This is a genomic window from Flavihumibacter cheonanensis (assembly GCF_022352215.1).
In the GTDB taxonomy this organism is placed as follows: Bacteria; Bacteroidota; Bacteroidia; order Chitinophagales; family Chitinophagaceae; genus Flavihumibacter; species Flavihumibacter cheonanensis.
The window spans coordinates 1,364,013-1,387,333 of record NZ_JAKRWF010000001.1 but is presented as its reverse complement, the minus strand read 5'-3'; the positions used below and the strand labels follow the sequence as shown (position 1 = coordinate 1,387,333).

At 44.6% G+C, this 23,321-nt stretch carries 23 protein-coding genes; 20 read left to right on the top strand and 3 right to left on the bottom strand.

Annotated features, from left to right (window positions below; genetic code table 11):
* Nucleotides 1–148 precede the first annotated feature (148 nt).
* The 4 genes from hisG to hisB are packed head-to-tail and all read left to right on the top strand — an operon-like array spanning nucleotide 149 to nucleotide 4,503.
* Nucleotides 149–1,009, top strand: a complete 861-nt coding sequence (gene hisG, locus MD536_RS06180) for an ATP phosphoribosyltransferase (RefSeq protein WP_239596792.1) — start codon at nucleotides 149–151, stop codon at nucleotides 1,007–1,009.
* Nucleotides 1,010–1,013: 4 nt separating this feature from the next.
* Complete coding sequence (gene hisD / locus MD536_RS06175; protein ID WP_239596790.1) at nucleotides 1,014–2,297, top strand: histidinol dehydrogenase; 1,284 nt, start codon at nucleotides 1,014–1,016, stop codon at nucleotides 2,295–2,297.
* The gene (hisC, locus tag MD536_RS06170) at nucleotides 2,290–3,336 is read left to right on the top strand and encodes a histidinol-phosphate transaminase (protein WP_239596788.1); all 1,047 of its coding nucleotides are present in this window, start codon (nucleotides 2,290–2,292) and stop codon (nucleotides 3,334–3,336) included. The genes hisD and hisC overlap by 8 nt, the downstream gene beginning before the upstream one ends.
* Nucleotides 3,337–3,357: 21 nt before the next feature.
* Nucleotides 3,358–4,503 (top strand): bifunctional histidinol-phosphatase/imidazoleglycerol-phosphate dehydratase HisB, encoded by a 1,146-nt coding sequence (hisB, locus tag MD536_RS06165; protein WP_239596784.1) that lies wholly within the window; start codon nucleotides 3,358–3,360, stop codon nucleotides 4,501–4,503.
* 1 nt (nucleotide 4,504) lies between these two features.
* On the opposite strand, the gene MD536_RS06160 is transcribed toward hisB, so the two are convergent.
* On the bottom strand, nucleotides 4,505–5,134 hold the full coding sequence (locus MD536_RS06160; protein WP_239596783.1) for an NAD(P)-dependent oxidoreductase: 630 nt from the start codon (nucleotides 5,132–5,134) through the stop codon (nucleotides 4,505–4,507).
* Nucleotides 5,135–5,144: 10 nt separating this feature from the next.
* The gene (locus MD536_RS06155; protein ID WP_239596781.1) at nucleotides 5,145–5,429 is read right to left on the bottom strand and encodes a GNAT family N-acetyltransferase; all 285 of its coding nucleotides are present in this window, start codon (nucleotides 5,427–5,429) and stop codon (nucleotides 5,145–5,147) included.
* Nucleotides 5,430–5,651: 222 nt separating this feature from the next.
* On the opposite strand from MD536_RS06155, the gene MD536_RS06150 reads away from it, so the two are divergent.
* From MD536_RS06150 to MD536_RS06080, 15 genes are all read left to right on the top strand, one after another.
* The gene (locus tag MD536_RS06150; RefSeq protein WP_239596779.1) at nucleotides 5,652–7,082 is read left to right on the top strand and encodes an anthranilate synthase component I family protein; all 1,431 of its coding nucleotides are present in this window, start codon (nucleotides 5,652–5,654) and stop codon (nucleotides 7,080–7,082) included.
* Between the two features lie 31 nt (nucleotides 7,083–7,113).
* Nucleotides 7,114–7,695: an anthranilate synthase component II gene (locus MD536_RS06145; protein ID WP_239596777.1), complete on the top strand. Its 582-nt coding sequence runs from the start codon at nucleotides 7,114–7,116 to the stop codon at nucleotides 7,693–7,695.
* Nucleotides 7,696–7,733: 38 nt separating this feature from the next.
* Complete coding sequence (gene trpD / locus MD536_RS06140) at nucleotides 7,734–8,726, top strand: anthranilate phosphoribosyltransferase (RefSeq protein ID WP_239596775.1); 993 nt, start codon at nucleotides 7,734–7,736, stop codon at nucleotides 8,724–8,726.
* Nucleotides 8,727–8,729: 3 nt separating this feature from the next.
* Nucleotides 8,730–9,524 (top strand): indole-3-glycerol phosphate synthase TrpC, encoded by a 795-nt coding sequence (trpC, locus tag MD536_RS06135; RefSeq protein WP_239596773.1) that lies wholly within the window; start codon nucleotides 8,730–8,732, stop codon nucleotides 9,522–9,524.
* A 79-nt stretch (nucleotides 9,525–9,603) separates the two neighbouring features.
* The gene (locus tag MD536_RS06130; protein ID WP_239596772.1) at nucleotides 9,604–10,239 is read left to right on the top strand and encodes a phosphoribosylanthranilate isomerase; all 636 of its coding nucleotides are present in this window, start codon (nucleotides 9,604–9,606) and stop codon (nucleotides 10,237–10,239) included.
* A 13-nt stretch (nucleotides 10,240–10,252) separates the two neighbouring features.
* A complete protein-coding gene (trpB, locus tag MD536_RS06125; protein WP_438839264.1) occupies nucleotides 10,253–11,449 on the top strand; it encodes a tryptophan synthase subunit beta in 1,197 nt (398 codons plus the stop codon).
* A complete protein-coding gene (locus MD536_RS06120; RefSeq protein WP_239596769.1) occupies nucleotides 11,449–11,919 on the top strand; it encodes a GNAT family N-acetyltransferase in 471 nt (156 codons plus the stop codon). Before trpB ends, MD536_RS06120 begins: the two co-directional genes overlap by 1 nt.
* Before the next feature lie 10 nt (nucleotides 11,920–11,929).
* Nucleotides 11,930–12,697, top strand: a complete 768-nt coding sequence (trpA, locus tag MD536_RS06115; RefSeq protein WP_239596768.1) for a tryptophan synthase subunit alpha — start codon at nucleotides 11,930–11,932, stop codon at nucleotides 12,695–12,697.
* A gap of 9 nt (nucleotides 12,698–12,706) precedes the next feature.
* Nucleotides 12,707–13,324: an imidazole glycerol phosphate synthase subunit HisH gene (gene hisH / locus MD536_RS06110; protein WP_239596766.1), complete on the top strand. Its 618-nt coding sequence runs from the start codon at nucleotides 12,707–12,709 to the stop codon at nucleotides 13,322–13,324.
* Nucleotides 13,321–14,751, top strand: a complete 1,431-nt coding sequence (locus MD536_RS06105) for a pyridoxal phosphate-dependent decarboxylase family protein (RefSeq protein WP_239596764.1) — start codon at nucleotides 13,321–13,323, stop codon at nucleotides 14,749–14,751. The genes hisH and MD536_RS06105 overlap by 4 nt, the downstream gene beginning before the upstream one ends.
* Nucleotides 14,748–15,179 carry a GNAT family N-acetyltransferase gene (locus MD536_RS06100; protein WP_239596762.1) on the top strand — a complete coding sequence of 144 codons (432 nt, stop codon included), beginning with the start codon at nucleotides 14,748–14,750 and terminating at the stop codon, nucleotides 15,177–15,179. The genes MD536_RS06105 and MD536_RS06100 overlap by 4 nt, the downstream gene beginning before the upstream one ends.
* A complete protein-coding gene (gene hisA / locus MD536_RS06095) occupies nucleotides 15,179–15,910 on the top strand; it encodes a 1-(5-phosphoribosyl)-5-[(5-phosphoribosylamino)methylideneamino]imidazole-4-carboxamide isomerase (protein ID WP_239596760.1) in 732 nt (243 codons plus the stop codon). Before MD536_RS06100 ends, hisA begins: the two co-directional genes overlap by 1 nt.
* A 1-nt stretch (nucleotide 15,911) precedes the next feature.
* Nucleotides 15,912–16,673, top strand: coding sequence for an imidazole glycerol phosphate synthase subunit HisF (gene hisF, locus MD536_RS06090; protein ID WP_239596758.1), 762 nt, complete (start codon nucleotides 15,912–15,914; stop codon nucleotides 16,671–16,673).
* Nucleotides 16,674–16,699: 26 nt separating this feature from the next.
* The gene (gene hisIE, locus MD536_RS06085) at nucleotides 16,700–17,296 is read left to right on the top strand and encodes a bifunctional phosphoribosyl-AMP cyclohydrolase/phosphoribosyl-ATP diphosphatase HisIE (RefSeq protein WP_239596757.1); all 597 of its coding nucleotides are present in this window, start codon (nucleotides 16,700–16,702) and stop codon (nucleotides 17,294–17,296) included.
* A gap of 9 nt (nucleotides 17,297–17,305) precedes the next feature.
* Complete coding sequence (locus MD536_RS06080) at nucleotides 17,306–18,403, top strand: TlpA disulfide reductase family protein (RefSeq protein WP_239596755.1); 1,098 nt, start codon at nucleotides 17,306–17,308, stop codon at nucleotides 18,401–18,403.
* A gap of 87 nt (nucleotides 18,404–18,490) precedes the next feature.
* On the opposite strand, the gene MD536_RS06075 is transcribed toward MD536_RS06080, so the two are convergent.
* Nucleotides 18,491–20,926, bottom strand: coding sequence for a TonB-dependent receptor (locus tag MD536_RS06075; protein ID WP_239596754.1), 2,436 nt, complete (start codon nucleotides 20,924–20,926; stop codon nucleotides 18,491–18,493).
* Nucleotides 20,927–21,102: 176 nt separating this feature from the next.
* Between MD536_RS06075 and MD536_RS06070 the strand changes: the two genes are divergently transcribed.
* Nucleotides 21,103–23,286, top strand: a complete 2,184-nt coding sequence (locus MD536_RS06070; RefSeq protein WP_239596752.1) for a carbohydrate binding family 9 domain-containing protein — start codon at nucleotides 21,103–21,105, stop codon at nucleotides 23,284–23,286.
* Nucleotides 23,287–23,321: the final 35 nt, after the last annotated feature.

The window sequence follows — 23,321 nt, the reverse complement described above, 5'->3', positions numbered from 1 at the left end:
CTATTTTTGCATCCGTAATGAAAAGAAACAGCAACATTCATCATCATCATGTTTTACTGCCAGCGCGGTAAGCGAGGATGTTTGATGTCTATTGATAACATTTGAGGGCTTACCTGCACGGTAAGCCCTCTTTATTTTATTTAATTGTATGCAACAGAAATTAAAAATCGCTATCCAGAAAAGCGGACGCCTTTATGAGGATTCTGTCAAATTGTTGAAGGATTGCGGTATTGATGTTAAGAACGGTATCAACAAACTGAAAACCGAAGCTGAAAACTTTCCGCTTGAAATTTATTTTTTACGGGACGACGATATTCCACAATATGTAGAGGATGCGGTGGCAGATATTGGTATCGTAGGCGAGAATGTGGTGTATGAAAAAAATAAAAAGGTACAGATTGTAGAAGGGCTGGGCTTTGGAAAATGTCGGTTAAGCATAGCCGTTGCAAGAAAAGATGAGTATTCCGGGGTAACATCCTTACAGGGAAAACGCATCGCTACCAGTTATCCGGTTTTGGTTGAGAACTTTCTTCAGTCGAAAGGAGTGAAGGCTGAAATACATGAAATCAGTGGTTCGGTGGAAATCGCTCCGGGCATAGGACTGGCAGATGCAATTGTTGACCTGGTTAGCTCCGGTTCCACGCTTTTTATGAATGGGCTGAAAGAAGTGGAAGTGGTGTTAAAAAGCCAGGCGGCTTTGATCCGGAACGAAAATTTATCCGCTGAACAAATGCAGGTACTGGAGCGTTTGCTGTTCAGGATCCGGGCGGTTAAAAAAGCGAAGAACAATAAATATGTTTTGCTGAATGCCCCCAATGAAAAACTGGAGGAAATCATTTCCCTGTTACCTGGCATGAAAAGTCCTACTGTATTACCATTGGCAGAACCCGGTTGGAGCAGTGTACACAGTGTGCTGAGCGAAAATCAGTTTTGGGATATCATTGAACAACTGAAAGCAGCCGGTGCACAGGGAATCCTGGTAGTTCCTATTGAAAAAATGATAATCTGAGTATATGAAAATCGTTCGCTATCCTGAAAAAAGCGAGTATGCATCACTGTTGGCGAGGCCTGTTCTGGACAGTTACTCACTCGAGTCAGCCGTACAGACAGTTTTGTCAGAAGTAAAACGCAGGGGAGATGCCGCTCTGTTTGAATATACCTCCCGGTTTGATGGCGTACAATTGGATATACTCGAAGTTTCAGAGCAGGAAAAGCAGGAGGCCGCCAACCTGGTTTCTCCAGCCCTTAAAGATGCCATGCAACTGGCAGCTGCCAATATCCGACGCTTTCACCAGGCACAGGTGCAGCCTGTTGAAAGCATCGAAACCATGCCTGGTATCCGATGCTGGCGCAAATCAGTGGGCATTGAAAAGGTTGGTTTATATATTCCTGGAGGAACGGCGCCACTTTTTTCAACCATCCTGATGCTGGGCATACCCGCTTCCATTGCTGGTTGTAAAGAAATCGTTCTGTGTTCTCCTCCTGATAAAACCGGAAAACTTCATCCTGCCATACTATACGCTGCTTCATTGGTAGGAGTTACCTGCATTTTTAAAGCAGGTGGAGCACAGGCCATTGCTGCGATGGCTTATGGTACGGAAACCATACCCCAGGTATATAAAATTTTCGGTCCGGGTAACCAATATGTAACCTGCGCCAAACAATTGGTGCAACGCGATGGCCTGGCAATTGATATGCCGGCCGGTCCTTCTGAAGTGGCTGTTTTCGCAGATGCTACTGCCAATCCTGCGTATGTTGCCGCTGATTTGCTAAGCCAGGCCGAACATGGAGTAGATAGCCAGGTGCTGTTGGTGACCACCGATGCAAACCTGCCGGAAAAAGTTTCCGAAGAACTCACAAAACAACTGGAACAATTGTCTCGTGCGCAGCTTGCGGAAAAAGCCTTGCAAAACAGTTCTGCGATTGTTGTAAACAATAAGGAAGAAGCACTGGAAATATTGAATCTCTATGCTGCTGAACATTTGATCCTGGCAAGTGATCAGGGCACTGAGATAGCAGAAAAAGTTGTGAATGCAGGATCTGTTTTTATAGGACATCTTACGCCCGAGAGTGTGGGCGATTATGCCAGCGGTACCAACCATACACTCCCCACTAACGGTTATGCCAAAGCGTACAGTGGGGTGAGTGTAGACTCCTTTGTCAGGAAAATTACATTCCAGGAACTTTCCCCTGGAGGATTGAAGGCAATCGGTCCCGCAGTTGTTGAAATGGCGGGTGCAGAAGGATTGGATGCACATGCCAAAGCAGTAACCATAAGAATGCAAAACCATGTTTAATCTGAACGAATTACTAAGGCCAAATATCCGAGACCTGGTACCTTATTCCTCCGCGCGGGATGAGTTCAAGGGAGAAGCCAGTGTTTACCTGGATGCCAATGAAAACTCACTGGGTTCACCCCTGTTGAAATGGTACAACCGGTATCCCGACCCCTTGCAAATGGCCGTAAAGGAAAAACTCACCAATATCAAGGGAGTTACGCCGGAACATATTTTTCTTGGAAACGGAAGTGATGAATGTATTGATGTACTGATCCGCGCCTTCTGTGAACCAGGTATGGATAATATCCTGATTGTACCGCCTACGTATGGAATGTACGAGGTAAGTGCACACATCAATAATGTGCAAATCAAAAAAGTTCCGCTTACGCCGGATTTTCAACTGGATCTTCCCGCAATGGAAGAAGCGGTGGACGATTTTACCAAGATTATTTTTCTCTGCTCACCAAATAATCCTACAGGTAATTCTTTGCACAGGGGTGCAGTGGAAGCTCTGCTGAATAATTATTTCGGGCTTGTGGTAGTGGATGAAGCTTATATCAACTTTTCAAGGCAACGTTCTTTTCTTGCTGACCTGCAGGACTATCCCAACCTCGTGGTGCTACAAACCTTATCCAAAGCCTGGGGATTGGCTGCCCTGAGAGTAGGTATGGCCTTTGGATCCAAGGAAATCATTGACGTGATGAATAAGGTGAAACCTCCTTATAATATCAACCAGGCATCCCAGGAGCTGGTACTAAAAGCCCTGGATGAAGTGGAGCAGGTAAATGAGATGATCCGGGTGTTGGTGGAAGAGCGGGGTAGGCTGGAGCGTGAATTGCCATCCCTGGCGATCGTTCAGAAAGTATATCCCTCTGACGCAAATTTCCTCCTGGTGAAAGTCCGGGATGCGAAAAAAATATATCAATACCTGCTGGATAAAGGCATTGTGGTGAGGGATCGATCATCTGTTGTTCTCTGTGCCGATTGCCTTCGCATTACAGTAGGAACGGAAAAAGAAAATTCAGAATTGATCGAAGCATTGAAACAGTATCAGTAACTTTCATCGATAATAACCCTTATGGCTAAACGCGTTTTATTTATCGATCGCGATGGCACCCTGATCAACGAGGCGCCTCCGACTTATCAGTTGGATTCCTTTGACAAGCTGACCTTCTATCCCAAAATGTTTGAATACATGGGAAGAATTGCCCGTGAACTGGATTATGAACTGGTAATGGTTACCAACCAGGATGGATTGGGAACGGCCAGTTTTCCGGAAGATACCTTCTGGCCACTTCACAACCTGGTGATGAAAAGTCTGGAAGGGGAAGGGATCTTTTTCAAGGAAGTGTTAATCGACAGAAGTTACCCGCATGAAAACCTGCCTACTCGTAAACCCGGTACAGGTATGCTCACTCACTACATGAATAATCCGGCATACGATCTTGAAAATTCATATGTAATCGGTGATCGCATTACAGATGTCCAGCTGGCCAAAAACATAGGCTCAAAAGCAATCTGGTTAAACCTTGACCCTGAACTGGGTGGTGCAGAGATCAAGGATAAAGCCATGGAGTTAAGGGAAACAACTGTAGCACTTGAATCCTGTGATTGGGCAGAAATCTATTCCTTCCTGAAACTTGGATTACGGAAAGTTGAACATGAACGCAATACCAATGAAACAAAGATCAGGATTGGGTTGAACCTGGATGGTTCCGGTAAAGCCAAAATCCAAACGGGTTTGGGTTTTTTTGATCATATGCTGGATCAGATCGCGAGGCATGGGAAACTGGATCTTACTGTCGAAACAAACGGTGATTTACACATTGACGAACACCATACGATCGAAGATACCGGGATTGCATTGGGAGAAGCCTTTGCAAAAGCCCTGGCCGATAAAAAGGGGCTCGAGCGGTATGGATTTGCATTACCAATGGATGAAGCGGAAGCCAAAGTGCTGATTGATTTTGGTGGACGTAACTGGCTGGTGTGGGATGCAGAATTCAAGCGTGAGAAAATCGGTGAAATGCCAACTGAAATGTTCTTTCATTTTTTCAAATCCTTCAGTGATGCAGCGAAATGCAATCTGAATATTTACTGCCGCGGAGAGAATGAACATCATAAAATAGAAGCCATATTCAAGGCATTTGCAAAAGCTGTCCGGATGGCCGTAAAGCGTGATCCTTTCAGCAATTACTTGCCATCCACCAAAGGGATTCTTTAGTTCAAACGGCTGAAATACCGACCCGCTCCCGGATATGAGATTTTCTGTCCAGTTCCTGTAGCATGCAAAGTGCCAGGTCGCCTGCATTAATATGACCTTTTGCGCCTTCAGGTAACTGATTAACTGCTGTCAGAAATCTGCCTGAAACATCCGCATTAATGATATCCGGGGAGCAGACAAAGGTCCATTCAAGATCGGAGTCTACCAAGGTTTCCCAGGCTTTCTGGTGTTCTTTTCCTACTGGAATATATTCCGGAGGGTAGGACTCCTGATCTATGGCCAATCCACCTTCCGGATGATCCAGTACACCAGCACCTCCTAAGGCTACAATACGTTTCACGCCGGAAGCTTTCATCTGTTCAACAATGTTGCGAATCCCAAGAGAGCGGGTTTTATCCGTCCCATCAAAACTACCCCCCAATGCGCTTAAAACAGCATCCGTTCCCTTAATGGCGTTGAATACTTCACCGGGATCAAAAACGGCACCCTTAATTTTCTCCAGCAGGTGTGTTTCATCAGGTAGTTCATGTACATTTCTGCCAAAAGCCCTTACATGATGACCCATCAGGATGGCCTGTTGTACCAGATAACGACCTACCTGGCCGGTGGCTCCAAATATTACAACTTTCATAACTTTAATTTTAGTCCATTAATACATCCTGGTATTCAGGTTTCTTTTTAAAAACCGCATTAGCAAAGGGGCATAACGGAAGAATTTTAAACTGGTGCTGCCGGGCATACTCAACAGCGGCTTCAACCAGGTGATAACCTACATTCTGTCCCTTCAATTCTTCAGCAACTTCCGTATGTTCCAGGATCATTTTATCAAATGCCGGTTTGGTGTATACCAGTTCAGCAATCGGGGAATCACCATCACCAACATAAAATACGCCTTTGCTATCTCTTTGTGTATGATGAATCAGCATAACCGGATATTTTAGGTAAGCTACTGAAAAAAGTTTTGTTCATTCCAATTTGGTGCCTCATATTTGCAGTGATATGACAAAAAACATTCAAACTATTCAGTGGTGGTGGCATACAAACTCTTCCGGGGTGTTGTAATGCTGTGTCCATTGTATAGGATGACATAATTAAAGCCCCGATGTAACCCATCGGGGTTTTTTAATTTTTGCTGGAAATCAACAACTATGAGCAACGAAAAAAAGAAGATACGAATCGAAACAACGGTCAAAACGATGCTGGCGGATGTGTACACACCGGTTGGAATTTACCTCCGCCTGCGGGATCGGTTTCGTGATACCATCCTGCTGGAAAGTACGGATCACCATGCGGCGGATAATAGTTACTCTTTTATTTGTATCAATGCAATTGGAGGTATGGAGATCAGTGATCTGCAGCGCATCGAATACAAACTGCCGGGACAAACACCTGAAAGGGTTTCCATCCAGCGCCCGGAAGAAGTGCCGGATCAGCTCTGGAATTTCATGCAGCGATTTGAAGTGGTAGAGCCCGGAGATAAAATAAAAGGTTTTGCTCAGGGATTGTTTGGATACACCACGTATGATGCTGTTCAGTTTTTTGATACCATCCGTTTTTCAGAAAAAAAAGCAACTGAAACAACGATTCCGCTGATGCGTTATCGGTTATACCAGTACGTTATAGCCATCAATCACTTTAAAGATGAATTGTACCTCTGCGAAAACAAGATCAATGGAATTGAGTCAGACAGCAATATGCTGGAATCGTTGATCCGGGGCAAGGATGTGCCGGTTTATCCGTTTGAACTGAATGGTGCGGAGTCTTCCAATATGAGTGATGATGAATACATGGAAATGGTGAAAAAAGGAATTCGTTCCTGCCACCGGGGGGATGTATTTCAGATTGTTGTCAGCAGGCGTTTTCGTCAGCTTTTCAAGGGAGATGAATTCAATGTATACCGGGCGCTGAGAAGTGTAAATCCTTCACCCTATTTATTCTTTTTTGATTATGGCGATTACAAACTGATGGGGTCATCTCCAGAATCGCAACTTATTATCGATAACGGAAAGGCTGTTGTTCATCCCATTGCAGGTACTTACAAGAGAAGTGGTGATGACCTGCTGGATCAGCAGGAGACAGAAAAATTGCTGGCAGATGCAAAAGAGAATGCGGAACATGTAATGCTGGTGGATTTGGCTAGAAATGATCTGAGCAGAATCTGCGACCAGGTGGAAGTTGCCCACTATAAACAGGTTCAATATTTCTCCCATGTAATTCACCTGGTGAGCGAAGTAATCGGGCGTGTACCAAAGGATACCAATCCGTTTACTTTATTAGCAAAATCCTTTCCGGCCGGCACCTTGAGTGGAGCGCCTAAAATCCGGGCCATGCAATTGATTGATGAATTCGAACCTACTGCCCGTTCATTTTATGGCGGGGCACTTGGATTCATGGGATTCAATGGCAATTGTAATCATGCCATCATGATTCGTACCCTGTTGAGTAAGCAAAATACCTTAACCTACCAGGCAGGTGCCGGAGTTGTTGCCGCCAGTCAGCCGGCCAGCGAATTGCAGGAAGTAAATAACAAACTGGGAGCACTGAAAAAAGCTATTGAACTGGCCCAGTCCATCCATTAAACGCAATGAAAGCATAAGTACAAAAATTAACATGAAGATTCTAGTTTTTGATAATTACGACTCCTTCACCTATAACCTGGTACACCTGGTTGAAAAAATTACTGGTGAGAAGGTAGATGTTGTGCGCAACGACCAACTGCCACTGGAAAAGGCGGCCGACTATGATAAGATTATTCTGTCTCCTGGTCCGGGTATTCCTTCGGAAGCGGGGAGTTTGATACCGCTCATAAAACAATACGCAGCAACCAAGTCTATCCTGGGAGTATGCCTGGGGCACCAGGCAATCGGTGAAGCTTTTGGTGCTAAACTGATTAACCTGGCGAATGTTTATCATGGAGTTGCTACACCAATTCAGCGGGTGGCAAATCGGGAGAAAAAAGAAGGGGATGTATTTGCCGGTCTTCCGGACACATTGGAAGTAGGCAGGTATCATTCCTGGGTAGTGGATGATAAAGAATTGCCGGATTGCCTTGAGATTACTGCATTGGATAAATCGGGACAGATAATGGGACTTCGGCATAAAAGCTACGATGTACAAGGTGTGCAGTTTCATCCTGAAAGTGTGTTAACTCCAGATGGAGAGAAGATGCTGAGGAATTGGTTGGGGAAGTGAGATGTGAGACGTCAGACGTGAGACGAAAAAAAAAGGCAATGAAAAAGATATTACAGTTTTTATTTGAACACAAGTCGCTGAGCAGGGCGATGGCAAAGGATGTGTTGCTAAACATTGGTAAGGGATTGTACAATGAACATGAAATCACTTCATTCATGACGGTCTACCTTATGCGAAGTGTAACTATTGAAGAGTTGCAGGGTTTCCGCGATGCCTTGCTGGAGCTTTGCGTTCCGGTTCGGCTGGAAGCAGATAACCTCGTTGATATTGTAGGTACGGGTGGCGATGGCAAGAATACCTTTAATATTTCAACCCTTGCCTGTTTTATAGTGGCAGGGGCTGGTCAGAAGGTAGCCAAACATGGTAACTATGGCGCTTCTTCTATTAGTGGTGCTTCCAATGTGATGGAACAATTGGGATATCGCTTTAAAAACGATCCGGCTGCCCTTCAAAAAGAAGTGGCGGAAACCAATATTTGTTTTTTACATGCACCTATGTTTCATCCTGCGCTGAAAATAGTGGCGCCCATCCGGAAAAACCTGGGAATGCGTACTTTTTTCAACATGTTAGGACCGATGGTAAATCCGGCCACCCCTTCCTGCCAGGTAGTGGGAGTTTATAGCCTTGAAATGGCGAGGGTCTATAATTATTTATTGCAGCAGACCGGGGGAGCCTTTACTATTATTCACAGCCTGGATGGGTACGATGAAATATCCCTCACATCGGATGCCAAAGTAATTACCAATGAAGGAGAGCAACTGCTTACTCCTGAACAAATGGGTAAAAGAATGGTCCAGCCTTCCGATATTTACGGAGGCAATTCTGTGGAGGAAGCAGCCAATATTTTCCTGAAAATACTGGATGGAAAAGGCAGCTGGGCACAGAATGCAGTAGTATTGGCGAATGCAGCGATGGCGCTGAAAAGCACTGGCAATTACAAGACCTATGAAGATGCTTACCATGCGGCCGTTGAAAGCCTGGAAACTGGAAAAGCCAGAAACACACTTAAAAAACTAGTTGAACTTCAATAAGGCATGAATATTCTTGATACTATAGTAGCTGCCAAACGAAAGGAAGTAGAAGAGCGTAAGCGCAGGCAACCGCAGGATGTACTCGAAAAAAAAGAGCATTTTCACAGAACAACTTTTTCTTTGGCTAAATTTTTAAAAGATCCTTCCAAAACCGGCATCATTGCTGAATTCAAACGGAAATCACCCTCCAAAGGCATCATCAATGGAACGGCGGATCTGCGGGATGTTACAGCAGCTTATGCCAGATTGGGTGCATCAGCTATCTCTATTTTAACAGATACAGAATTTTTTGGAGGTTCTTCCCAGGATCTGATGGATGCACGGTCTCTGAACATACCCTTGCTAAGAAAAGATTTTATAATTGATTCTTACCAGATTTATGAAGCCAGGTCGATAGGTGCGGATGTTATCCTGCTCATTGCAGCCTGCCTGACACCGCAAGAAACAAGAAAATTGGCCATGCTCGCAGCTGAACTGCAATTAAGTGTGTTACTGGAATTACACGATGAGGAAGAACTGGGACACGTGAATGAGTTTACACCCATCATTGGAATCAATAACCGAAACCTGAAAACCTTTGAAGTCAATATTGAAAAAAGCCTGGAGATGGCAGCCAAACTGCCTTCGCATGCTATTAAAGTGGCAGAAAGCGGAATCGATAAAATTTCCACTATTCAACTGTTCAGGGAAAATGGGTTCGATGGGTTTTTGATTGGAGAGCAGTTTATGAAAGCTGCCGATCCTGCAAAAGCATTTGAACTATTTATTCAGGAGTTAAATACAACTAAAGTTGGTTAATCCTCTGGGACTGATACTCCCGTGATTACCTACTAACATGTCAATTGAAGAAAACTTAACACTTAAAAAAAGAAATTGCATGATGAGAGTAAAGGTTTGTGGTATGACCCAGCTGCAACAGGTAGATCAACTGGAGGAACTGGGGGCTACATTCGCCGGTTTTATTTTTTATCCAAGGAGCCCCCGATATGTGCTCCGGTACCTGACAACGAATGAACTGAAAAAAGAAAAAAAGATCAACAAAGTGGGGGTGTTTGTGAATTCGGGTGTGGAAGAAGTGATTCAGATGGTGGATGAATGCCGGCTTCATATGGTTCAACTACATGGGGATGAATCACCAAAGTACTGCGAAAAAATAGCAGATTATGTATCAGTGGTAAAAGCGTTCCGACTTAGCGAAAACGACAGCATTGAATGGATGATCAAACCCTATCTGGATGTGTGTGATATGTTTCTTTTTGATACAATGGGAGTGGGCTATGGCGGTACAGGAAAAAAATTCGATTGGAGCATGTTGAAATCACAACAGATCGGAAAACCTTATTTTCTGAGTGGAGGAATTGAACCGGATGATGTGGGTGCATTGAAAGAATTTTCAACCCAACCCGAAGCCAAAGCGCTTTTTGCTGTGGATATTAATAGCCGGTTCGAAACAAGTCCCGGTGTGAAAGACTTGAAAATGGTTCAAAAATTTATCAAACAATTGAACGACTAATACGAAAATGAATATGCAAACCTATCAACAGCCAGATGTGCACGGCTACTATGGACGATTTGGTGGTGCTTATATTCCAGAGATGTTGCATCCGAATGTGGAAGAATTACAGTCGCGTTACCTGGAAATCATGCAGGAGCCATCCTTCCAGTTGGAGTTCAGAGACCTGCTGCGCGATTATGTTGGAAGGCCAACCCCACTTTATTTTGCGAAACGATTAAGTGCTGCCCATGGTACCAATATCTACCTGAAAAGGGAGGATCTCTGCCACACTGGTGCACACAAGATCAACAATACCATTGGTCAAATCCTGCTGGCACAAAAGCTGGGTAAAAACAGGATCATCGCGGAAACTGGTGCTGGGCAGCATGGTGTTGCAACAGCTACGGTCTGCGCGTTGAAAGGGGTAGAGTGTATTGTTTATATGGGTGAAAAAGATATTGAAAGGCAGGCACCCAATGTTGCCCGCATGCGGATGTTAGGTGCAAAAGTAGTGCCTGCCACCAGTGGAAGTAAAACTTTGAAAGACGCTACCAATGAAGCTATCCGCGACTGGATCAACAATCCTTCAGACACGCATTACATTATAGGAAGTGTGGTGGGGCCTCATCCTTATCCGGATATGGTGGCCAGGTTTCAGAGTGTAATCAGTGAAGAAACCCGCTGGCAGCTAAAAGAAAAAACCGGTTCCGAGCTGCCCACCCATGTAATTGCCTGTGTAGGTGGAGGAAGTAATGCAGCAGGTGCTTTTTATCATTTTCTGGATGAACTGACTGTTCAACTGGTTGCAGTTGAAGCGGCTGGCCATGGCGTAAACAGTGGCCTGTCTGCTGCAACTACGGCTCTGGGTAAACCGGGGGTATTGCATGGCAGCAAGAGCCTGGTTATGCAAACGGAAGATGGTCAGGTGGTGGAGCCGCATAGCATATCAGCCGGCCTCGATTACCCGGGAATCGGGCCCTTGCATGCCAATTTATTTGATAGTGGAAGAGGACATTTCCTGGCTGTAACCGATGAGGATGCTCTGCGTGCTGCTTTTGATGTGGCAAGAACAGAAGGAATTATTCCAGCTTTGGAAACCGCACATGCATTTTCCGCTCTGTCTCAGTTGTCATTAAAACCGACAGACCAGGTAGTGATTTGCCTGAGCGGCAGAGGTGATAAAGATCTTGCCACCTATATGAAACAAATGGAAATGACGGGCATCTGATGAAAGAAATGATAAGGATAGAACCTTTTGAAGATCGCTGGGCACCCGATTTTAAACGGTTAAATGAGACCTGGCTGGAAACCTATTTCGAAGTGGAGCCGGTGGATGAAGAAATGCTGAGTAATCCTCGTACCTATTACCTGGATAAAGGAGGATTTATCTATTTCGCTTTGTTAAATGAGCAGGTAATCGGTTGTTATGCGCTGATCAAATCCGCTGCCGATTGTTTTGAACTGTCCAAAATGGCGGTGGATACAGCTTTTCAGGGCCGTCATACAGGACATTTGCTGGTTCAGCATGCCATCGCAATAGCAAAAGAAAAGGGAGCCAACCTGCTACAGTTGTATTCTCATTCCAAACTGGGAGCTGCCATTCATTTGTACAGGAAATTCGGATTTGTTGAAATACCGGTTGGTAATTCGATTTACAAAAGATCTGATATTAAAATGGAAAAAATACTGACGAGTTAAGAATATTGATATGAGCAGAATTCAAAGTTTATTTCAAAAAAAGCATAAACGGGTATTAAATGTATACTGCACTGCCGGTTATCCTGAACTCAACAGCACGCTGCCAGTAATGGAATCCTTAGAGGCAAACGGGGCCGACCTGATTGAGCTGGGTATGCCTTATAGTGATCCACTCGCCGATGGTCCTGTTATTCAGCATAGCAGTGCTATAGCTCTTGAAAATGGTATGACCATTTCGCGGTTGTTTGAACAACTGGATGGATTTCGGGATCGCATAACTGTTCCCGTTATACTGATGGGATATATGAATCCGGTATTGCAATATGGATTTGAACGCTTTTGCGCAGATGCAGCAAGTGTTGGAGTAGATGGGTTAATTCTGCCCGATTTGCCAGAATATGAATTTGAATCAGAGTATGGCGCCATTATCAGAAAATATGGATTGGATTTTATTTTCCTGGTAACCCCGGAAACGGCTGAAAATAGAGTTAAAAAGCTGGATGGTCTCAGTACCGGATTTTTATACGCGGTTTCTTCTTCCTCAACAACCGGATCCAACAAACAAATGACTAGTGTGAAGGATTATTTGCAGCGTCTGGAATCCTATCAGTTAACCAATCCCGTATTGGTTGGTTTCGGTATAAAGGACCGCGAAAGTTTTGATGCAGCCTGTGCACATGCAAATGGAGCCATCATTGGAACTGCCTATATCAAAGCATTGGAAGGAACAAGTGATGTAGGTTCTGTTACCAAAGCATTTTTAAGTACAATAATTTAGTCTGTGAGCATGAATATAGCCATCGTAAAATACAATGCAGGGAATATTCAGAGTGTACTTTATGCACTTGAAAGAATTGGTGCAACAGCAACCGTGACAGATGATCTGGATGTCCTGCGGAAAGCTGATAAAATTATTTTTCCGGGTGTAGGAGAAGCCAGTACGGCTATGCAGTACCTGCGCGAACGCAAACTGGATCAGCTGATCAAAGAATTGCAGCAACCTGTACTGGGTATCTGCCTGGGAATGCAATTAATGTGTACACATTCCGCAGAGAACGATACAGAATGCCTGGGAATTTTTGAAGAATATGTTCAGTCTTTTCATTCATTAAAAGCAGCCCTTCCGGAAGCGGAAGTGCATAACTATAAAATTCCACAGATGGGATGGAATACGATTACTGATTTACGGACCCGGCTTTTTGAAGGAGTGCCGGAAAACAGCTATTGTTATTTTGTACATGGTTTTTATGCAGCGATTGGTCCGGATACTATTGCCACAACAGATTACCTCAAGCCGTATAGTTCTGCCTTGCACCGTAATAATTTTTATGGCGTACAGTTTCACCCGGAAAAATCGGCGACTGTTGGAGAACAGATTTTAAAAAACTTTATCGAAAAGATATGAGCGTGGTTATTCAGGAAGACCTGCATCGGCTGGCTGAAATTCTGGAAGCTGCAAAAGATGCAGGTGCTGCTTATCTGAAAGAACTTCCGGATCGGGCAACTACTTCTCATCCGGGCGTATTAAACTGGCCTTCATTACCAGAAAGGGGGGCCGGTGCCTTGGATACACTGACTCAATTCAACCATCTTTTTTATCCTTATATCGTTGCGAGCTCGGGACCCCGATATTGGGGTTTTGTTACCGGGGGGGGAACGCCGGCAGCCATACTGGGCGACTGGCTTAGTTCCGTATTTGATCAGAATGCGCAATTATCCACCGGGATTGGAGATGCTTCCGCCTTATTGGAAATGCAAACGGTTACCTTACTGCTTGAGCTCTTCGGTTTGCCGGAAAATTTTATGGGTGCATTTGTAACAGGCGCTACCATGGCCAATTTCACCGGATTGGCCGTGGCCAGGCAGTGGGCCGGGCAACAAGTGGGTCAGGATATAGCCCGTGACGGTCTTCGGGTATCCATACCTGTTTATTCAGCAGCTCCCCATTCCAGTAGTCTGAAAGCATTGGCGATGTTGGGTATGGGCAGCGCCAACATAGAAATCATTCCCACTTTGCCGGATAGAGAAGCAATGGATGTTAAAGTCTTACTGGAAAAGCTGCCTGCTGATCCTACTCAGCCCTTCATCCTGATTGCCAGTGGTGGAACAGTAAATAGTGTAGATTTTGATGACCTGGCAGCAATTGCTCGAATCAAACAAACCCGTACTTGCTGGATTCATATTGATGCTGCTTTTGGAGCGTTTGCAGCGCTTTCTGAAAAGCATGCGCACCTGTTAACGGGCTGGGAAATGGCGGATAGCATCACCGTTGATTTTCACAAATGGTTGAATGTTCCTTATGACAGCGCTATGATCTTTACGCGGAAAGAACATGCCGTTTACCAGGTACAAAGTTTTCAGAACTCAGCAGCGCCTTACCTGGGAAATCCCTGGGAACAATTTTCCTACCTCAATTATGTGCCGGAGAATAGCAGGCGTTTCAGGGCTCTTCCGGTTTGGTTCAGCCTGATGGCTTATGGTAAAGCCGGTTACCGGGAGTTGGTAGAGAATTGCATTACACTTGCTAATGAATTCGGTTCCAGACTTTTGGAAACCGGATATTTTCGGTTACTCGCTCCAGTTAGATTGAATACGGTTTGCTTTCAACCGGATCCTCAAACAACCAACGGCCTGACTATTCCAGCATTATTAAACGAATTGAATCAGGATGGCCTGGTTTTTATGACGCCATCGGTATATAAAGGTGAGTCCTGTATTCGTGCGGCACTTGTTAATTACAGAACTACCGCGAAGGATATTGATATCGCTATAACTGCAATTGTGAAGACAGTAGAAAAGCTGCGTACTCTTAAAACGGCTTCTCCCAAATGATACAGTCTAAACTTGAAATCAAATCGATTCCGCTCGAATGGGTTTTGCCGATTCGCCAGGAAGTCATGTATCCCGGCCAAGCTGCAGAGCTGGCGCAAATTGCAGGCGATGAAGAGGCTATCCATTGGGGTCTTTTTGCAAGTGAGAAAATGGTGTCCGTTATCTCCCTTTTTAACAGTCTGAAATATGGCAGGTCCCTGCAATTCCGGAAATTTGCTACACTGGTAAAAGACCAGGGAAAAGGATATGGTTCACAATTACTGCAGGAAGTAATAAAATATGCAGTATCACAAGGCTATGCGGTTATCTGGTGTAACGCCCGGGTTTCTGCTCTTAGGTTTTACGAACGTTTTGGCTTTTGTCAGGATGGGGATACATGGCAAAAAAATGGAATTGATTATATCATCATAAAAAAAGCGCTGCGATAATGGAAATAATTCCTGCAATAGATTTAATAGATGGAAAATGTGTACGGTTGACCCAGGGTGATTATGCGCAAAAAACAATTTATAACGAACGCCCACTGGAAGTGGCGAAACAGTTTGAGGATGCGGGATTGGCAAGACTGCACCTGGTAGATCTGGATGGTGCGAAAGCAGGCGCTGTAAAAAACTGGAAAGTGTTGGAAGAACTGGCTGGAAAAACAGGCTTGGTAATTGATTTCGGCGGTGGAATTAAAAAAGAAGAGGACCTGAAAATAGTTTTTGAATCAGGTGCTGCATTGGCTACTATCGGGAGCCTGGCTGTAAAACAGGAAGCTCTTTTTGTTGAATGGATAAATACGTATGGGGCCGATAAGTTTTTATTGGGCGCAGATGTGAAGGAGGAAAAAATCGCCATTTCGGGATGGCTGGAAACTACGGATATTCCTATCCGTGAGTTTATTGGAAACTATCTGTCAAAGGGCGTTAAACAGATTTTCTGTACCGATGTAAGTAAGGATGGCAAATTGGAAGGTCCGGCTACCAACCTGTATGCGTCCATTCTTGAATTGTATCCTGATCTGGGGTTAATCGCCAGTGGAGGTGTGAGCAATAGGACTGACCTCGAGGCGCTTGCATCAATTGGATGTAGTGGAGCCATTGTGGGGAAAGCCATTTATGAGAACCGGATCTCGCTGCCTGAACTGACCCGGTTTAATGAACAAAAAAGAAACTGACATGCTTACAAAACGTATCATTCCCTGCCTGGATATCAAAGATGGTCGCACTGTGAAAGGAACCAACTTTGTTGACCTTCGGGATGCTGGTGATCCGGTTGAACTGGGAAGGCTTTATGCCGAACAGGGTGCCGATGAGCTGGTTTTCCTGGACATTACTGCTACGGTTGAAAAAAGAAAGACATTAAGCGAGCTGGTCAACCGAATCAGTCACCAGATTAATATTCCCTTCACGGTTGGTGGTGGCATCAGCAGTGTGGAAGATGTAAGCCTGCTTTTGCAAAACGGGGCAGATAAAATTTCGGTTAATACAGCAGCTTTTAAACGTCCGGCTTTGATAGCAGAACTTGCCAAACAATTTGGCAGCCAGTGTGTGGTGCTGGCTATTGATACCCGCCTGGAAGAAGATGGAGAATGGTATGTGTACCTCAATGGGGGGCGTACCAAAACCGACCGACGTTGCATTGACTGGGCGGAAGAGGCAGTTGCATTGGGGGCGGGCGAAATCCTGCTCACGTCCATGAATCACGATGGAACCAAACAAGGATTTGCATTGGATATTACCGGAACATTGGCAAACCGGCTACCGGTTCCGGTAATCGCAAGTGGGGGTGGTGGTACGGTGGAGCATTTCGTGGAGGTGTTTGAAAAGGCACATGCAGATGCTGCATTGGCAGCCAGTATTTTTCATTTTAAAGAAGTGGCTATCCCGGATTTAAAAAACAGCCTGGCTGTTTCGGGAATCCCGGTTCGAATCGGGTAGCTTTAAAATTGAGTACATTTGAAAGTATGAAAGTTGATTTTCAGAAATATACAGATGGCTTGGTTCCGGCAATTATTCAGGATCATACTACCCAAAAGGTATTAATGCTGGGATTCATGAACGAAGAGGCCCTCAGGCGAACAGAAGAGACCGGAAAAGTGACTTTTTATAGCCGCTCTAAAAACCGGCTCTGGACAAAAGGAGAGGAGAGTGGTCATTTCCTGGAATTAAAATCCATGGCAGTGGATTGTGATCAGGATACCTTGCTGATAAAGGCAAATCCCCTGGGACCAACTTGCCATACCGGCGCAGATACCTGCTGGAGTGAACGAAATCACGCGGAAGATTTTCTCTTTTACCTGGAAGATATTATCGATCTGCGTAAACAGGCTTCTCCTGATTCCTCCTATGTAGCGAAACTGTTCTCAAAAGGCTTGAATAAAATCGCGCAAAAAGTAGGAGAGGAAGCAGTAGAAACGGTAATTGAAGCCAAGGACAATAACGATGCGCTGTTCTTAAATGAATCTGCGGATCTGCTTTTTCATTACCTCATCTTGCTGAATGCGAAAGGTTTTAAGCTGCAGGATGTAATTGATATTTTGAAGGATCGTCACGCTAAATAAAGTACTCTTATGAACTTGTTATTCCGTATAGCGCCGCTGGTTGCCCTGGTTTTTGGAGGCGTCGAAAGCTATTCCCAGCAAGGTTTCCAGATTGAAGGAACTATAACCGGACTCCCTGATAAATCTGTCGTAGTCATTACTGATCCCGACAATCCATCGGATACCCTGGCCAGGGCTGTTTCCAGGCAAAACCAGTTCAAATTGAATGGAGCTATTGCAGATGTGAAATTGTATAACATTTCCTTCCTGCCTTCCGATAAAAAAGGATTGTTATTCCTGGAAAACAAAAAAATGAAACTTACAGGAGATGTCAATGCCATTCAGCAGTTGAAATTGGAGGGGTCTGTTGCGCATGATGGCTTTATCGCATTTCAGCAACAATTCGAACCCTATTTTAGAAAATATTCGGAGCTCTCGCAGGCCGCGAACAAGTCTGGTATTAACGATAGTCTGATGCAGTTGTATCGACAGTTGGTTGACAACCTTGCAGCAGCCGGTGAAAAATTTGCTGATGAAAAGAAAGACCAGGTTGTGGCTCCCTTTATGTGGGCAACCATTATGCAGGTAGTTGAAAATCCTGACCTGGTTGAAAAAAGTTTTACCAGATTTACACCTGAGGTAAAGTCCAGTTTTTATGGACGTTTCCTGGAAGCCAGAATTACAGACAGTAAGATTGGCCGGATAGGTTCACCTGCTCTTGAATTCACGCAAAATGATCCTTCCGGTACGCCGGTTAGTTTGTCTTCTTTCCGGGGCAAATATGTTTTGATTGATTTTTGGGCCAGCTGGTGTGGGCCCTGCAGGCAGGAAAACCCGAATGTGGTATTGGCGCATGATCGGTTTAAAAACAAAAATTTCACTGTATTGGGAGTTTCCCTTGATAATAACAAGGAGAAATGGCTGAAAGCAATCAAAGACGATAAACTCGACTGGACCCAGGTCAGTGATCTTAACTATTGGCAAAATGCAGTCGCACTTCAATATAAAATTCAATCGATCCCGCAGAATTTGCTGATCGACCCCAATGGTATCATCATTGGCAAAAACCTCAGGGGAGAAGAATTGCAGAGTAAGTTATGTGAGCTGTTGGGGTGCAAGGAGCAGTAAACACGGGAGTAAAGGAAGAGGGGAAGAGGGAGGAATGGAAGACTATCTTCCTTTCCTCCTTTCTTCGTTTCCCCCCTTCTCCCTTCCTCAAAACTCCACAATAAACCCTAAGGTCGGCAGTAACCTCCCGTCATTGTTAGCCAATATCACCGGAATAGCATTACTTCCATTTTGCCGGATCGGTTGACCATCCGTAGTCTGGAACCCGCTGTTATCGGCAGTTCGCTGGAAAGTATATTGTGGAATGCCCGGATTTTTTGAATTGTACCAGTTCTGGATATCCAGGTACAGATCCAGTGTAAACCGGCGCAGGTTCCATTTTTTATCAATCCGGATATCACTTGCATGAAAGGCAGGAAGTTCCAATGTATTGGTCTGACTAAAATCAAATACACCAGTTCCCAATGTTAAATAATTCAATTGGCTGGCGGTTAAGTCAAAGGGCGTGTAAGGTGCCGCACCCTGGTAACGGAATTTTAAGCCAATCTCCCAGTTGCGATTGAGCTTGTATCCTGCTGTCAAACTTAAGAGGTGACGGTTATCCCAGCTGGATCTGATCCATTCTGAATTCAATCCGGTAAACTCAGAACGGTAAAAAGTATAACTCAGCACTCCAAAGAATCGTTTACTTAGTTTTTGCTGTGCAAAAAACTCAATCCCATACGCTTTTCCTTCACCATCCTGCACAACTGGTTCATTGCCTACGGCTCCAAATTCTGTTCCCTTGTTGGCCAAACTGATTCCATCCAGAATGCTGATCGGATAATTGGAATATTTTTTATAAAATCCTTCCAGTGTAAATCGGGTATTGTTGGAGGGCAGCCATTCAAAACCAGCTACCAGGTGTCTGCTTCGGATATAATCTCCCGGGTTCATCCTACCTGTCTGGCTTGCTTCAAATGCAAGCTGGGTATAACTTGGCAACCGGTAATACAATCCATAACTGGCACTGAAATTCCAGTCGGGTGCCAACGCCAGGCTCGCACTGATGCGCGGACTCCATTGTTTCAATGGATTAGCGACACTGTTGCTGGCTGAGTTTCCATCTATCCGCATACCTGCACTTATTGCCAGCCGGTTTTCCCAAAATCTGCGGCCCGTTTGAACGAAGGCACCATATCGCAGAAAGTCTAATTGTGTATCCGTTCGCAGTTCTTCAGCAGGCTGAATCTGGTTACCCTGTTCATCCGTCAGCGCCGGACGAAAGAGCTGGTAAAAATCATTGCCGAACTGTACATACTGAGCAGAAGCACCATAGGTAATTTTCCATTTATCAATACTAACGGTCTGGTCGAACCGAAGTTTGTTCTCCGTTTCCTGGCTATTGATCCGAAATGTTCGGGTGCCCTCTGATGGGTTCTCATTGTCTTCATATTTATCTGCCCGGTTATTGAGGGTATTGCGACTAAGGGATAGCGTCCAGAAACCACGGTCTGTCAATCGCTTTAAGCTGGCTCCAACTGTATAGTTCCATTGATTGATCAACGGACTGCTGTTCACCGCATAGAGTTTTTCCGGAGTAGCTTCTTTAGGTGCAGCAAAGCGGAACTCATCAATAGCTCCTATGCCTAATACCTGCAACGTAGTTTTGTCATTGATCCGGGTGTTGGTTTTGAATTGAAAATCCCAGTAATTGGGACGGATCGGAAGATCAAGGGCCTGGAATAGCAATTGTAAATAACTGCGACGAGCACTTGCCAGGAAGGTTGTTTTCGGACTGATCGGACCATCAAAAGTAGCAGCCAGTTCAGTTGCACTTAGTCTGATATTTCCCTGCAGCCGGTTGGGGTTGCCATTTTTTTGTTTGAATTGAAACACACTGCTCAAGGCATTATCATACCTGGCATCAAATGCCGAACTGCTGAGTTTGACATCTTCAATAAAACTCACGTTCAGAATTCCCTGAGGACCACCACCGCTTCCCTGTGTGCCAAAATGGTTTATCAGTGGAACTTCAATTCCATCCAGGTAAAATACATTTTCACTGGGTGCGCCACCACGGATGATGATATCATTACGAAAACCACCTCCACCAACTCCACCTCCAACTCCTGGCAGGGACTGGATAACCCGACTAATATCAAAGTTGCCACCTGGGTTGGCCTTGATTTCTTCTGTAGTTAATCGTTGTATACTTAAAGGAGACTCGAGGCTGGTAGCCCGGGCCGATGCACGTTTGCCACTTACAATAACCTCACTTAAATTTTCCCCTGCAGGATCCAGTTCAATATTCAGGTTGTTTTCGTTTCCGGTTGTGATTACCAGGTTGGTCAGGGTTTTTGCTGCAAATCCTATTGCAGTTATGCGGAGAGAATAAGAACCGGGTGTTAAGCCGGTAATCCGGAATCTTCCGAGTGAATCTGTGCTGGTTCCTGTTTTGGAAGGTTGTACTTCAACCGATGCTCCGATTACAGGCTTTTGCGTATTTCTATCCAAAATGGTACCGCTGATAGAACCGGTGGATTGAGCCAGTACTGTGTTAGAAATCAAAAGACAACATAATAAGCTCAAATAAATGCGCATAGGAAAGGATAGTTTCATATCAAAATATAATAATCTGAGTCAAACAACAATCCGGCATGGATTAAGTTCAACAAAAAGTATCCAAGTTGCTGAATTACAGGATTTGTCCTAATTTCAGGCACACGCTGCATACATACACACTCAGGATTCCAGTACCAGCATAATTACAACCCGGCATGAATTTTTTAAGGTGGCTCCAGTTAGCAGGCAGCTGTTTACTATTGACAAATGTTGTTTTCGCACAGAAGGTTAATAACAAGTACAATCTTTCCATTCGGAAAACTTCGCAACCCGTTAAGATTGATGGTATCGTAAATGATGCAGCCTGGCAGGAAGCTGATAAGGCGCGTGATTTTTTCATGGTACTTCCCATGGATACCAGTTTTGCCAATATCAAAACGGAAGTACAGATGAGTTACGATGATCATTTCATTTACCTGGTTGCAGTGTGTTATCATGGCAACACTGGTAACTATGTAGTAGAGTCTTTGCGAAGAGATTTTGCTTTTCAGAAAAATGACAACTTCCTGTTTTTCTTTGATCCCTTTGAAGATCAGACCAGCGGATTTTCATTTGGTGCCAATGCAGCAGGTGCACAATGGGATGGTTTTATTTACGAAGGTGGTAAAATGGATCTCAGCTGGGATCATAAATGGATTTCCAAAGTTGTCAACTACGAGGATCGCTGGGTCTTTGAAGCAGCTGTTCCTTTTAAAACGATTCGCTACAAAAAAGGAATTACCAACTGGGGTATCAATTTTAGCCGGAATGATTTGCAAGCTTTTGAAAAGAGCAGCTGGGCACCCGTTCCCAGGCAGTTTCCTACTGTTTCACTCGCCTATACAGGTAATCTTGTATGGGATGCACCACCACCTTCAACCGGAGCCAATATTTCATTGATTCCCTATGTGCTTGGTGGTCTCTCCAAAGATTATGACAAGGGAACACCCACTGAGTATAGAAAAGATATTGGAGCTGATGCCAAGATCAGTATTACTTCTTCACTCAACCTGGATCTTACTGTTAACCCGGATTTCTCCCAGGTGGAAGTGGACCGTCAGGTGACCAACCTGGATCGCTTTGAATTGTTTTTTCCGGAACGAAGGCAATTCTTTTTAGAGAATGCAGACATCTTCGGCAACTTCGGTTATGCAAACATCCGCCCGTTTTTCTCAAGGCGAATCGGTCTGAATGTGCCCATCCAGTTTGGTGCCCGTCTCAGTGGTAAACTGAACAAAGACTGGCGCATTGGCCTGATGGATATGCAAACAAAATCAGTTCCGGAACGGGATTTGCCGGTTCAGAATTTTGCAGTGTTATCATTGCAGCGTAAAGTTTTTTCAAGATCCAATATCGGGTTCCTGTTTGTCAATAAGCAATCCATCAATTATGAACCGGATAAGGATCCTGTAACTCCGGAGCACCGGCAATACAACAGAACCCTGGGATTGGAATACAACCTGGCTTCTCCCGGTAACTACTGGACTGGTAAGGCGCTGGTGTTGAAATCTTTTAGTCCGGTTGGTGGTAATCGTACCATCACCACTGCTGCCAATCTGAATTATACCAGTCGCCAATTGTTTTTATCCTGGCAACATGAATATGTAGGAAAGGATTTCCAGGCCGAGGTAGGATATGTACCACGGACCGGCTACCTCAAATTCAATCCCCAGGCTGGTTATTTATTTTTTCCGAAAAAATCTCCTGTTCTCAGTCATGGTCCTTTGCTTCAAACCATTTATTATACCAATGAACAAGGTAGAAAAACAGATTATGAACACAGTCTGACCTATCGCACCAATTTTCGAAACCAGGCAGTGCTGAATGCCTACGTATCGAAAACCTATATTGAATTGCTGATGCCTTTTGATCCGACCAATACAGGGTCTGACTCACTGGCAACCGGCACACAGCACCATTTCAATACTGCTTATATCGAATATATTTCCAAGCCCAAGAGCCTGTTTACCTATGCTGCGAATATTCGATACGGTGGCTATTACAATGATGGAAGCCGACTCCAACTGACCAGTGAATTTGGTTATCGCTTTCAGCCCTATGTGGGTATCACGATGAGCAGTACCTATAATGATATTCGGGTGCCGGGTAGCTGGGGAAGGAGAAGTTTCTGGCTGGTCGGACCAAGAGTGGATGTCACACTCACCAATAATTTTTACTTTACTGCATTCGGACAGTATAATGAGCAAACCAAAAATGTCAATCTGAATACCCGATTACAGTGGCGTTATAAACCAGCCTCCGATTTTTTCATTGTATATACCGATAACTACCTCCCCGAGTATATGTCAGTTAAGAACCGCGCCCTGGTCGCAAAATTCACCTATTGGTTTAGTTTATAAAAATGCCGGTTCAGGAATGAACCGGCCTGCGTTGT